At 43.3% G+C, this 13,547-nt stretch carries 11 protein-coding genes; 5 read left to right on the plus strand and 6 right to left on the minus strand.

The window, feature by feature from the left end; all coding sequences use genetic code 11:
• Nucleotides 1–97 precede the first annotated feature (97 nt).
• The gene (locus ACXAFV_RS20955; protein WP_475129326.1) at nt 98–283 is read left to right on the plus strand and encodes a YhzD family protein; all 186 of its coding nucleotides are present in this window, start codon (nt 98–100) and stop codon (nt 281–283) included.
• An 80-nt stretch (nt 284–363) separates the two neighbouring features.
• Here ACXAFV_RS20955 and ACXAFV_RS20960 read toward each other — a convergent pair whose 3' ends face one another.
• The 6 genes from ACXAFV_RS20960 to ACXAFV_RS20985 all read right to left on the minus strand — a co-directional run bounded on the left by ACXAFV_RS20960 (nt 364) and on the right by ACXAFV_RS20985 (nt 8,412).
• A complete protein-coding gene (locus tag ACXAFV_RS20960; RefSeq protein ID WP_475129328.1) occupies nt 364–1,158 on the minus strand; it encodes an enoyl-CoA hydratase in 795 nt (264 codons plus the stop codon).
• A gap of 124 nt (nt 1,159–1,282) precedes the next feature.
• Nucleotides 1,283–2,896: a long-chain fatty acid--CoA ligase gene (locus ACXAFV_RS20965; protein ID WP_475129329.1), complete on the minus strand. Its 1,614-nt coding sequence runs from the start codon at nt 2,894–2,896 to the stop codon at nt 1,283–1,285.
• Nucleotides 2,897–3,620: 724 nt separating this feature from the next.
• Nucleotides 3,621–5,117, minus strand: coding sequence for a coproporphyrinogen III oxidase (locus ACXAFV_RS20970; protein ID WP_475129330.1), 1,497 nt, complete (start codon nt 5,115–5,117; stop codon nt 3,621–3,623).
• A gap of 547 nt (nt 5,118–5,664) precedes the next feature.
• Nucleotides 5,665–6,534, minus strand: a complete 870-nt coding sequence (locus ACXAFV_RS20975) for a Cof-type HAD-IIB family hydrolase (RefSeq protein WP_475129332.1) — start codon at nt 6,532–6,534, stop codon at nt 5,665–5,667.
• 263 nt (nt 6,535–6,797) lie between these two features.
• Nucleotides 6,798–7,151, minus strand: a complete 354-nt coding sequence (locus ACXAFV_RS20980) for a YlbF/YmcA family competence regulator (RefSeq protein ID WP_475129333.1) — start codon at nt 7,149–7,151, stop codon at nt 6,798–6,800.
• Between the two features lie 121 nt (nt 7,152–7,272).
• The gene (locus ACXAFV_RS20985; protein ID WP_475129334.1) at nt 7,273–8,412 is read right to left on the minus strand and encodes a DUF445 domain-containing protein; all 1,140 of its coding nucleotides are present in this window, start codon (nt 8,410–8,412) and stop codon (nt 7,273–7,275) included.
• Nucleotides 8,413–8,536: 124 nt separating this feature from the next.
• Here ACXAFV_RS20985 and ACXAFV_RS20990 point away from each other — a divergent pair, with 124 nt between their 5' ends.
• Genes ACXAFV_RS20990 through ACXAFV_RS21005 form a run of 4 tightly spaced genes read left to right on the plus strand, consistent with a single transcriptional unit; the run spans nt 8,537 to nt 13,524 of the window.
• Nucleotides 8,537–9,874 (plus strand): YheC/YheD family endospore coat-associated protein, encoded by a 1,338-nt coding sequence (locus ACXAFV_RS20990; RefSeq protein ID WP_475129336.1) that lies wholly within the window; start codon nt 8,537–8,539, stop codon nt 9,872–9,874.
• Nucleotide 9,875: 1 nt separating this feature from the next.
• Nucleotides 9,876–10,967, plus strand: a complete 1,092-nt coding sequence (locus ACXAFV_RS20995) for a YheC/YheD family endospore coat-associated protein (protein ID WP_475129337.1) — start codon at nt 9,876–9,878, stop codon at nt 10,965–10,967.
• The gene (locus ACXAFV_RS21000) at nt 10,967–12,340 is read left to right on the plus strand and encodes a YheC/YheD family endospore coat-associated protein (RefSeq protein WP_475129338.1); all 1,374 of its coding nucleotides are present in this window, start codon (nt 10,967–10,969) and stop codon (nt 12,338–12,340) included. The genes ACXAFV_RS20995 and ACXAFV_RS21000 overlap by 1 nt, the downstream gene beginning before the upstream one ends.
• On the plus strand, nt 12,337–13,524 hold the full coding sequence (locus ACXAFV_RS21005; RefSeq protein WP_475129340.1) for a YheC/YheD family endospore coat-associated protein: 1,188 nt from the start codon (nt 12,337–12,339) through the stop codon (nt 13,522–13,524). The genes ACXAFV_RS21000 and ACXAFV_RS21005 overlap by 4 nt, the downstream gene beginning before the upstream one ends.
• Nucleotides 13,525–13,547: the final 23 nt, after the last annotated feature.

The raw sequence follows: 13,547 nt of genomic DNA on the forward strand, positions 1-13,547 counted from the left end.
CCTACCTGTAATTTATATTTATTTAGACTTTAAATTTTTTAAAAATTATGGAAAAATAATAAAGAATGAAAGATTATTAGACAAAGGGGTAACGATAATGAAAACGTATAAGTTAACGGTATTTGAAAAAGACGGAAAGAAGATTCTCGACGAAACATTTGAAGCATCCTCTGACAATGAAGCAAAGGAAACCGGGGAATCCCTGCTAGAGGAAAAGGGATATCTTGACCATACACACCGCTGTACATCCCCGCTCGGCAAGCTGGTATTATTCCACGCCTAACCTGAAAGCCAATCGAAAGGCCCGTCCCTCAGCGCTTTAAATCACTGAAGGGCGGGCCTTCTTCTATCTTTCTTGCTGTTTTAATTCCCTTTAAACTCCGGTTTTCTTTTCTCTACGAATGCACGTATTCCCTCTTGATGATCACTTGTTTGCCTCATGAGCCACTGGCCTTCTTTCTCGAGCTCCAAAGCATGCTGCAATCTTTCCTTATTCAGTGAAACATAGATCTCCTTTGTCTTGAGCATGGCTTTTACAGGTGCAGCTAAACATTGTTTAATATATCGTTGGATTCCATCCTCCAATTTCCCAGATGGAAGAGCTTCATCGACAAGGCCCTTCATTAATGCTTCCTGCCCTTCAAATACTTTACCATTCCAGATCATTCTCTTCGATTTATGGGTACCCAGCCTTTCTTGTAAAAGAAAATGGCTGCCTCCATCCGGAATCAATCCGATTCCAATAAAGTTCATGGCAAGCTTGCTGTCTTCTTCACATAAAATATAATCTGACGCAAGTGCCAAGCTGAATCCAAGACCGGCTGCTGCTCCATGAATGCCGGTGACCACCACTTTAGGCATCGTATACAACGTCATGACAAGTTCACTGATTGTGTCCATTATTCCTGAAAATTGTTCTTCTCCGCTCAGCATGAGCATTGATTTGATATCTCCGCCTGAGGAAAACCCCTTTCCTTCCCCAGTCAGGATTAATATGGAAATCTCCGGATCTGCTTTGACTTCCTTGAGGGCGCCCAGGAGATCCTTCATAAGCCCTGCATCCAAAGCGTTCAGAGACTTCGGCCGATTTAACTTAAGCCTTGCCACCCTTCCCTCTTTATGTAACTTCACCGTTTCATAATGGTTTGACACTGTCAATGTAATCCCTCCCCTTATTTCTAGAATACCTCATAAAAAATGAATAGTGAATCATTTTTTGAATAGTTTAACTATTTATCTCAATTTAAAAGAGGTCGGGCCCTATAGGCTGACCTCTTCTGAATCATGGCTGCTTGATCTTATCCTGAACTTGATCCCGTAATGTTCTTTTTAAGAATTTCCCTACAGATGTTTTCGGAATCTCATTCATGAATAGAACATCATCCGGAATCCACCACTTTGCGAATTGCGGCTTCAGGAAATCAAGTATATCTTCTTTTGTCACTTTTCCTTGAGAGGATTCTTTTAATACGACACATGCAACCGGACGCTCTTGCCATTCTTCATGCGGTACCGCAACGACTGCAGCTTCAAAAACATCTTCATGAGCCATGAGCGCATTTTCAAGATCTACTGAAGAAATCCATTCTCCACCAGATTTAATCAAATCTTTAGTCCGGTCCACAATCTTGATATAGCCTTCTTCATCGACTGTCACGACATCTCCTGTATAAAGCCAGCCGTCTCGGAAAGCTTCCTGACTTCTTTCATCCTGATAATACTCCGAAGCAATCCAAGGGCCTCTCAGCGCCAGCTCTCCCATTTCTTTCCCGTCCCAGGCAACTTCCCCGTCTTTACCGATGATCTTCATTTCCAAACCAGGAACAAGAATCCCCTGCTTCGCTTTCAAATCAAGCTTTTCATCATTGGACAGGTCATCGTGATAACTCTTTGAAGCGGCAATGACTGCAAGAGGGCTTGTTTCTGTCATCCCGTATGCGTGCATGAATGGAATACCGAACTTCTCTTCAAAAGCTTTGATCATTCCCCTAGGTGCAGCAGAACCTCCGCACAGTACAGAACGCAAACTGGAAAGATCATACGAATTCTGTTCCATCTCATTCAACAGCCCAAGCCATATCGTTGGAACACCTGCCGTAATCGTCACCTTCTCATCCTGCATCAAGCCTGCAAGAATTCCAGGAGTAAAGTACGGACCAGGCAGTACCTGTTTGGTACCAAACCATACAGAAGCAAACGGCAGTCCCCAGGCATTCACATGGAACATCGGCACCACTGGAAGAGCCACATCCCGTTCACAGACTCCCGTAGTATCTGCAAGCCCCAGTGCCATGGCGTGAAGCACAATTCCTCTGTGGGAGTAGACGACCCCTTTCGGATTGCCTGTTGTTGCAGAAGTATAGCACATTCCGGCAGGAGCATTTTCATCCAGATCTGTCCTGAATGAATAGGAAGGATCTCCTTTCTCCAATAATTCTTCATAATGAAACACATTTTCTAATGATGTCTCCGGCAGGTCGCCATCAGTCATGACGATAAAAGCTTCGACACCTGGAATGCTGTCTTTTATCTTATCGACCAGCGGAAGGATATCCGAATCTATGAGGAGTACTTTATCCTCTGCATGGTTGATGATATAGCTGATATGCTGTGGTGATAACCGAATATTGATGGTATGGAGAACGGCCCCGCTGCACGGGATCGCGAAATAGGCTTCGAGGTGGCGGTGATGATTCCAGGCGAGTGTCCCAACCTTGTCACCTTCTTTGACGCCTAATGTACTTAAGGCACTTGCAAGCCTTCTCGTCCGTTCGCCCCACTGTTTGTACGTGAAGCGGTGAATCCCTGATTCAGTGCGTGAAACTATCTCTTTCTTTGGAAAGTATCTTTCAGCTCTTTCAATCATTTGTGTTAAAAGCAGAGGTGTTTGCATCATATTCCATCTCTCCCCTCAAATAGTAAAGCGCTTTCATTTTCTGTCTATAGTTACTATTCTCTTTTTCTCTTATTTCTCCTTTAAGTTTATTGAAAATTTACACTACTTAACGTTACACTAAAAGAACTGGTGAAAAAGACGTCACTTTAAACACCGCTGTTGATTTCCTTGCAAGACTTCGCTTTCCGCGGGTGACCCGTGAGCCTCCTCGTCGCTGCGCTCCTGCGGGGTCTCACATCAGTCACTTCTCCCGCAGGAGTCTTCGTCTTGCACTCCAATCAACAGCTGGAACCAGCTTAGAACAAACTTCAATAGTGTCACAAAGAAAGGAATTTATTATGAGTCTATCTGCTAAGTATCATTTTATGTGGGTTATAGTGGCCGGAATCGTGACGTCCGTTTTATGGCGTGTTCATTTTTCTTCCTCTCCTGTTGTTTTCATTCTTATGCTGATCGCATGGATCGGCACAGCCATTTATATGCCAAGTACAGGTGCAAAGCTTCCGATATTGCGAAAATTCAAGATTGATGTTTTTTGGATGCTTCTTGCTTTGTGTGTCAGCTATCTCTTTATAGCAATACCGAATCCTGCCCCATATCAAACAGTCGACCGCTCTACTTTTTTCATTCTCATGATTTTGGCCGTCTGTTGGAAAATTTGGCGTGGACTCCGGGAGATAAAAAAAAGCAGTTCATGAGACGCATGCTCACGAACTGCTTTTTATTATGAGAATAATTCATTAAGAATCTTGATTTTTTTCTCTGTATATTCTTTAAAACTGAGATTATATGCGTTTGGTTCTTTAGGATTTGCGAAATGGGTGATCTTGCCCGTCTTCGGATCGATAAACTTGCTTGCTGCCCCGCATCCGATGCCGATGATCGTCTGAACTTCTTCCATGATCATGATATTGTAGATACTGTCTTGCCCGGGCAGGGCGTATCCGACATTTTCAAGGTTGCCCAGAATATTTTTCTGGCGATAGAGATAGTATGGCTCATAGCCGTGTTCGCTCGTCCATTCTTCAGCCAGATTCATCATCCGCTCGATTTCAAGTCTGTCGGCAACCTTATACTTTTCTTTATTCTTGGTCATTTCGGATGCCCGCTTAAAAGATAAAGTATGGACTGTAAGTGATTCAGGCATGAGTTTCCCGGTTTCATCCAACGAATGTTGAAGCTCAGGAAGCTCTTCATTTGGAAGACCGATGATCAGATCCATGTTGATATTATTCATCCCCATTTTACGTGCCAGATGAAATTTATCGATGGTTTCTTCTACTGTGTGATGACGCCCTATCGCTTTCAGGGTTTCTTGTGTATAGGATTGCGGGTTGATTGATATCCGATCGATGTTCCATTTATTCAATACCTCTAGCTTTTCTACAGAGATCGTATCAGGACGACCGGCTTCCACCGTCACTTCTCTTACCTTGTCCACATCCGGGAAGGACCTGTACATCTCTTCATAAAGAGCATCCATCTCCTCCGCGGTAATCGAAGTCGGTGTCCCTCCACCGTAATAAATTGTCGTGATTTTGATCCCTTTTTCTTTCAGCCAGCGGCCCATCTCCTGTATTTCATAATGGAGACCTGCCAGGAAGGAATCCACACGGCCTTGTTTTCCGAGGATCGCATATGCCGGAAATGTACAATAGGCACATTTCGTAGGACAGAAAGGGATACCAATATAAATGCTGACCTCATTCTGCACTTCATACAGATCTGGTACCACGGATAGCTGGCGGTCGACGATGTTTTGCATAAGCTGGATCTTTTCCTCTGTAATCAGATATTCTTCCTTCAGCTTTGCATGAACTTCTTCTTTCGGAGTGCCCAGCTGGTTCTGTTTGTGGATAAGCTTAGTGGGACGAATCCCTGTAAGGATCCCCCATTTTTGTCTGATGCCCGTCAAGTCCTGCAGGACATTGAGATACACATGGGACAGCGCCGTCTTCACTTGCCGGAATCGCTCTTTATCCGTTTCAAAGGGCTGCCACTCCCTTGAATACTCTGAGTGAAGATCCTTCTCGCTTTCAGGATCAGATAAAACAGCTTTCGCTTCTATTCGGTCATCTGTGTTTATATCTATATGAACCTTTAAATCATACTCTTCACATACTGAAAAATGAATCGTCGTCTCTTCAAAAAATAAATTGGCTATCAATCGAAGCGGTCGTTCGAAACGTTCGTCTTCCACTCCCGTTATTAAAACATTCACGTTTGTAATCACCTTTCAATAAAACTAACTTTTATTAGTGTACAGAAAGGCAGGAAAATGGTCAATGAGCATTGGGGTCCGTGAAGGGTGTCAAAATCTTTTGCATAAAAAGAGCCTAGGACAAAACCCAAAGACCAATATTTCAGTCAAGGCTTTTAATACCGCTAATGATTTCCGTGCAAGACTTCGCTTTCCGCGGGTAGCCCGTGAGCCTCCTCGTCGTTGCGCTCCTGCGGGTTGGAAAAGCGGAGGGGCTTTGCTCAGAGGCGGTTGGCATAAGGCGAATCGGCCACGAAGGCGTTATTTGCCTTCTTGGCCGAGTTGACTTATGACATGTGCCTCTAAGCCCCGTAGCTGGACACGTCTCACATAAGCTACTCTTCCCGCAGGATTCTTCGTCTTGCACTCCAATCAACCGCTGAAACAAATTAAAACTAGACGTCCATTTTATAAACTATAAAAAAAATCGGACTACTTCGCCTCTCTTAAGGCAAATTAGTCCGGGGTTTACTTAGCCTAAAATATTTTTTCCCAGCCTCTTTATATGTTAAGATCTGATCACATTCATTTTTTTCAAAAACGGAATCGGGTGCTGCTTCCTGAAGAGCTCCGTGATGAAATATGGAAGACCTTTAAGGTCCTGACTTCTTGTAATCCAGTCTGCATGTGCCTTTACCTCCGGAGGCGCTTCCCCCATTGCGACTCCGAGACCGCAGCACCGGATGGCATCGACATCGTCGATTCCCGCACCGACCATGACAATCTGCTCTTTTTTGATTCCGAGTCTCTCTGACAAATACATCAGACCTCTCAGCTTTGAAACTCCTTTAGGAACAATATCAAGGGTATGATCCGACGTAGGAATTGCATCCACTTCCTCATACATTCCTTTTAATGCGGCAACGATATCCCATAAATCCTCCCTATGTTCCAACAGCACAGAAATTTTCGGAACCGCCAGCGGGTTTTCAAGCAGGTGTTCGCTCACCACATTCACATACTGCTTACTGTATAAAAAGCGGGAATCCCTTTCCCACGATAGGGTGGATGTCATTTTCGACTGATTACTTGCTTTTCCTACAATACTCTGTTTTTCATGGGATAATTGTACCTGGCTAGAGAAGCCCTCAAGGAATTGTGTGATTTCATACGTGATATTTTCAGAGATTTTTCTGACATAGATCGGTCGATCACGCTCCGCAGCTATATACGAACCGCCGTGGGTGATGATTGGACCCTCTATTTTAAGGGCTTTTGCGACTTTTCTGGCAGAAGCAAAATTTCTGCTTGTGACAAGCGTAACCCGCACACCTTTATTTTGAACGTACTCAATCGCTTCCTTTGTTTCCTTGGCGATCTTTCCATTTTCATTCACTACAGAGCCATCAATATTAAGAGCCATCATTCTATAAATCATTGGTGTCCCCCCTAAATGTTGTCTACTTCCTTTCTATACTCATATGAAGGAACTGAGACAAATATGACAAGGGGGTAAGGTTTTGAGGAGGTGGGGTGTTGTACCTGGTAAAACCATTGTCATATTTATCAGAGATACAATACAAATAACAAACTGCCCTGCCTGGTACAGAACCGGTAATCCTTACCGGGCTTCCACCATGGCCACTCAATCCCAACAAAAAAAGTACCCGGATCATATCCGGGTACCCTTAGTGAAACTGATTATTTCTGCATGGAACCGTATAGTTCTTCAAGCGGCTTCATGATGACTTTGTTCAAGTCATTGATAACCATGCTCATGCGCTGTTCAGCTTCCATAAGCTTAGCGATTTTGTCATGCTGTTGCACGAGTTGTGCTGTTTTTTGAGCTTGCTCAACTTCTTCTTGTGAAATTTCTTCGCCACTCATTTGTTTTTGCTGAAGAGTCATTTGAATGTTTCTGAAGTTTTCAAACATCTTGTTTGCTGATTCGTCATTGTTTACTTCGTCGTACATTTTTTTCAATTCCAAGAATTCGTCGCTTTGTCTAAGCGCTCTTTCCAGTTCGTTTGCTTGATCATATAAATTAATAGCCAAAATACGTACCTCCTAAAATTTTCACTCTTTGTTTCCTCCACCACTATAACAAACTATGAGGCAGAATTCTAGGAAGTTCCCTTTCCACCTGTTTCGGTACTCATTCATTTTTTTATCAAATCTACGTGAATATCATGACGAATATACTTTGGATCAACCCGATGACGCCTCCGAGCAGGGCACCGAGGTAGGTAATCATCTTGAACTCCCGCCGTGAAATGCCAAGTACCAATTCTTCGAGTCTTGCAACCGAAAATGATTCCACCTGGTCCTGGACGATTTTCTGAAGATGAAGCTTGCCCATCAGATTTGGAATCTTTTTTGATAAAAGGTCCGTCCCTCTTTCAACCCATTTAGGAAGCAACGTCCCGGTGAATGTTTCTTGATGCGGTGACAGCCAGTGTGACAATGGTTTGGAAAGTTGTCCTTCAAAGTTGACGACCTTGATTAATGATACATGGAGCTGAGACATGATATCTTCTTCCGGAAGCTTATCGATTACGTCTTCGATTTTCATGAGCTTGAGTTTTGCCCATTCTTTTCTTAGCAGGTTGTGAAGAATTTCCTGCGTGCCTTCATGCTTGATGAACTTGACGATTTCCGGCTGCACCTTATCGGCTACAGACGTGTTGCCAAGGAACATCCCGAGCATATTGCCAAGCATGCCTCTTTCTTTTAGAAAGTCATCAATCATGACCTTCACTTTCGCTTTTCCTTCTGGGCTGGTAAAGTAGCTTTCAGCGCGACCGGCGATCAAGTCGACCAGTTTCGGGATTGTCTCTTCGACTTTTTCCTCCCACTTTTCAGGCAGTGCTTCTTCTATCCGTTTTGAGCTGTACTCCGATTTTGTATAGGATACTTTCTCTTCAACCCAATCCTTAAGCCACTGATTCAATACATCGGATGAAACAGGGATATGCAGCATTTCCAGCCATTCATTTACAGTTTTTTCTGAAGTGAAGACCGGTTCAGTCTCTTCCTTGAGCCACGCTGCGACATCTCTTTGAAACTCCTCATTCAAGATTTTCTTCTGAAGACTTTCAGGAGTGATTAAATGATCGACCACCATATTGCCGAGCTGTTCAGCCAGTTCTTGTCTTCGTTTCGGGATCAGCCCAGGCGTGAATGGTACTTTGAATCTTCCAATATAGTAAGCCTTATACGGCCGGAACAACATTTTAATAGCGAGTGAATTGGTCACGCCTCCTATAAGGGCTCCAATCACTACCATAAATACAATGAGGATGAAAGCATCCAGCATAATGGCACCTTCCTTTTCTGCTTTTGAACATTTTGCCTATCTTTACATACAATGCTATATCAACATTAGCCCAATAAACAATTATAAAGTTATCTCATCCCCATATGCAAACGAGGAATGTCTTATGATGTATAAATGTCCCTTCATCAGTTTAGAGAATCATAGTGATGAAAATGAATTGATTTTACCCCAACCCATCTATCGTAAATTTGATTTTTCGGGGCAACAGACGCTGAAAGCCGGAGCTTCCTTCCTTCGTGTAAACTGCTCTCCAACTGCCGCCGGGAGTGATCAGGTCATATTAAAAAGCAGGGACCCATTCTTCACCTCCATAAATCAGATGGAAAACGTCCTTATGAAAATCGACCAGGCTCATAATTGCATTTCCATTGGGCCGATAACAGCTTTAATGATTGATCATTGTCATGAAGATACATTAAATACACACTCTTTAAAGGAATATTTTACAGAGTGTCGACGTTGGTTTCAACAAAGAGGAGGGCTCTTTTATTTGCTGCCGGTCACCTCGTTAATAAAGAATGAGCCGGAAGGATTCGTGTTTGATCATAATGACTGGCAGAAGAGATCTGTCCCTCTCCCCCATGTGATTTACAACCGCAGCCATTCACGTAAAATCGAAAGCCACAAACTCTATGATTCTGCCCTGAAAAGGACAGAGGAACAATCCATACATTTATTTAATTCTACTTTTCTTTCCAAGGATATAGTTTATTCCCATTTACAGGATCATTCACTGTTTCAGCCCCACTTGCCTGAAACGGTTCAAGGACTCGATCGACTGGATGAGATGCTGTCCGTTCATAAGGATGTCTTTGTAAAAGCAGTCAATGGAAGCAAAGGACGCTATATCATTCGCATCCAAAAGAGGGAAAAGGATTATCTCGTCTTTCAAAATTCCTTTTCTTCTAAACGTACTCTCACGTTCCCGACTTATTCATCTCTTTACAGACAAATTCAATCCTGGTGCCGCTCTTCGCGTTATATCGTTCAGCAGACAATCTCTTTCATGACGGTAAAGGAGCAGCCGCTTGACTTTCGCTTTTTATGTCATAAAAACCATAAAGGAAGCTGGACGGTGATTTCAGCAGTAGCCCGGATTGCTTCTGAAAAGCAATTTGTTGCAAATGTCGATCTGGGCGGCCGAATGGAACCTCCCCAATCTATACTCACATCTCTTTTCCCTCATGAGGACAGTCAGCTTATATTCAGCAATATGAAAGCATTATCCGTCTCAGCTTCTGCTTTCTTGTCAGAGCACCTTAAAGGACATTATGCGGAGTTCGGCATTGATATCGGGGTGGATTCAGCAGGTAAACCCTGGATCATCGAAATCAATTCCAAACCTTCTAAAAAGACGTTTATTACCAATGATCGCGTTAGACCTTCTGTAAAAGCTTTATATGAGTACAGCTACTACATCTGGAATGAGAAGGAGGATTAACATGTATTATCCGCTCGGGATCATGACGCTGAAGCCTGACCCATCACATCCATATTTTAAAGAAATAGCCAGACATTCAACCTTCTATGAAATCGATTTGTACTTATTTTCACCTCAAGACATCTCTCCACTCAATGAAACGGTGGAAGGGTTAGCATTCAATAGTGAAAGCGGCAGCTGGGAAAAGGCAACCTTTGATATTCCCACATTCATTTACGACAGGACCTACTATGATAAAAGCTTGCAATCCAGGCAGGCGAAGGCCGTCGTTCAATGGCTGAAAAACAAGGCAGACATCCGATTCCTTGGATATGGGCTGCCAAATAAATGGCACCTGTACGAAAAATTAAAAGACTCTCCTCTTTCTTCTTACATTCCTGAAACGTTCTTATTAAAAAATCACTTTCACTTATTTAACTTACTGATTAAGCATAAAGATATCATTATAAAACCAGTGGATGGATCACATGGGTTTGCCGTATATCATGTAATGTTATCAAGAAATGATGTGACGGTCCGAACCACCAAAAACCAACAGATCGCAGAACAGACTTTTTCTTCTAAGACCACCTTTCTCAAGTGGGCAGAGAGACTGCTTGAACAGTACACCTTCATCGCGCAGCAAAGAGTCATTAACAGAACGGATCATGATACTCCTTTTGACTTCAGGATACTGCTAAATAAGGATAAAAATGGGAATTGGAGGGAATTTCAGCGTGCGATCCGCGAAGGTCCTGAAGGAGGGATATTGACAAACATAAGCAGAGGCGGTTCATATTTTTCACAAGACGAATGGGAATCCAGATATCCAAAAGCTGATTGGAGTTTTATCAATACGGAACTGAATGAAATCATGAATGAACTGCCTCAACTGCTGGAAGACCATTTTGCACCACTGTTTGAATTGGGAATCGATGTCCTGCTTGCGAGAGACAGCTCACTGTGGATTTTGGATATCAATTCGAAGCCCGGTCATAAGATTGTGGAAACTCTTGGACATGAAAAGCTGGATTCCCTGCATCAATCCCCCTTGGATTATTGTGAATACCTTTACACACGGTCTCTTCCATCCTTAAGGAGAGGTGATTTTTAATGTTAAAAACCTATAAAATAGAACAATTCCAAGAAAGAGAATACATCCTTTATCTGCCTTCCCGCTGGAAGCCTGAAAAATTCGATTTCCCTAAAACTGCTGTTCTCGGAACCAAAAGACAGGCAGTCGATTGTAAAAGGCATCCGAATGGCAGGAATGTGATCGGCATCAGCTCTTCTCTAGCCAGGAGTCTGAATCTTCCCGACAAAGTGACCTCACTCTCTCTCTTTACAAAAGACGATTGTCTCTACCTTGGAGTGTTAATCGGTGTTTTCACTTCAGGATTTACAAACTTCAAGCTCAGTCCTATCGGAGAACGATCGTATTTCTTCAGGAAACTGTTATCGGTTCAGTCATCATTGGGAGTGATTCCGTTCATTTTTGGCGAGAAGCACATCGACTGGGAAAACGGGGTGGTCAAAGGTTATTTTCATTTTGGAGATGGATGGGTGATGGAAACAGTTCCTTTTCCGAATGTGATTTATGACCGGCTTCCAAACCGGCGCAGTGAAAAAAGAAAGACGTACAAAGAAATCAAAGAAAGGCTGCAAAGGGAATATGGGATTCCATGGTATAATCCAGGTTTCTTCAATAAGCTTGATCTCTTTGAACGGCTGGAATCAGATGAGTCCGTCGCTCAATATCTTCCGGAGACCCACTCTTTTCAATCTTTTGAAGAAATCGAACGGATGCTTTCCCTTTATAAGCATGTTTTTATAAAACCGAAAAATGGCAGCTTGGGTAATGGGATCCACAAACTCACTTTCGACCGTCAGGCACAGGATTATTATTGCCGGTTCCGTGATATAGAAGGTAAAAATCGCCTTGTCAGGTTCTCCTCGCTTGAACGTCTGATGAATTCAGTCTTTAGAAACCGGAGCCTGGATTCATTTCTTGTCCAGCAGGGAATTTCACTCCTGACGGAAAACAGCCGTCCAATCGACTTCCGCGTCCATACTAATAAAGACGAAGAAGGCAGCTGGCATGTGAGTGCAATGGCAGGAAAGGTAGCCGGTATCGGAAGCGTCACCTCTCACGCCAATAATGGCGGGGTGGTAAAAAGTCTCGCAGAGCTGTTTCCGGATGCCTCCAGGAAAAATGAGGTGGAACATTCACTCAAAGAAGCAGCTTTGAAGCTTTCCAGTGCAATCGAATGCAATATGGAAGGGTATATCGGTGAAATCGGGTTTGATTTAGGCATAGATGAAGACGGCCGTATATGGATGTTCGAAGCGAATTCGAAGCCGGGGAGAGCCATCTTTTCTCACCCTCATTTAAGAAACTTTGACATCCTGACAAGGAAACTCGCCTTATCTTTCGGGGTCTTCTTATCTCAACAAGCCCTTCACCACCCTGAGGAAATGATGAAATGAACATTTTATATGACTTGTCCCGAAAGATCTTTTGTCACAGGGAGGAATCACTCACTGCCGTTCCATTCGCGAAGGATTCCTTCCTTCTTTCTTCAAAAGAAAAGGAAGATGTTTACAGATTTAAGGTCCACTCCGATAAAAAGATTCTGTCTGTCCCGCTAGTAGGCATAGTTGCAAGCAAAGATCAAAATAAGTACAAGGGAAACTTCGAATTGTTCCGGTCAATACAGCAGGAGTTTGAGAAGCAGGGAGGCATGTGCTTCGTATTCTCCCCTGAGGATGCTGCCGGACATTCCATCAACGGGATCATCTTTAACAAAGACGTAAATAAATGGGTGAAGTGTGTCTTCCCGATTCCCAATGTCATCTATAACAGAATCCCATCAAGGGAAGCGGAACAACATCAGGAATATAAAAAATTTAAACAGTTTATCAAGACTTTTAATATTCCCTATTTTAATCCCCACTTCTTTAACAAATGGGAAGTACATCAGATTCTTTCTCAATGCGGGGAGCTGCAGGATTACTTACCACCAACGTCACTCTTAGAAAATGAAGAAAGCTTCACGGGATTTTTGGAACAGCATAAAAAAATATATGTCAAACCTTCATTTGCTTCCCAAGGCAGAGGCATAAGGCTGATTGAAATGGAGGAAAACGGCACCATCATAAGTAAAAGCATTAAAAAAATCGAAAAGTATACCTCCCTGCCCCGTTTTATTTACTCATACCATGAATGGTTCCACCATGAACAGAACCTTATCATGCAGAAAGCGATTCCTTGCAAGACGCTCCATGATCACCGGTTTGATTATCGGATCCTGGTCCTGCACACCGGGGAGGAGTTTAAATTGATGGGGATCGGCGTAAGGATTTCTCAGCGGCAGGAAGTGACCACCCATGTCCCTGCCGGCGGTAAAATCATTTCAATCAAGGAGGTTGCAACACCTCAGACAAAAAAAGAAATCCTCACGATTGTGAAGACCTGCGGCAGAGAGCTTGAAAGGGCATTCGGGTATGTAGGCGAGTTCTCTGTCGACCTTGCACCGCGGGAAGAAGGAGGATTTGTCCTGTTTGAAGTCAATTCAAAACCGATGACATTCGACGAAGAAGACATTGAAGCGAAGAGGAGGCGGCAGCTTGTCCGCACGTTTCTCACACTTTCCGTACACAAAGAAGGTTGACCGCTTGAATAGGGCACCAAGGT

Source organism: Rossellomorea sp. ABR4_012 (assembly GCF_056159545.1).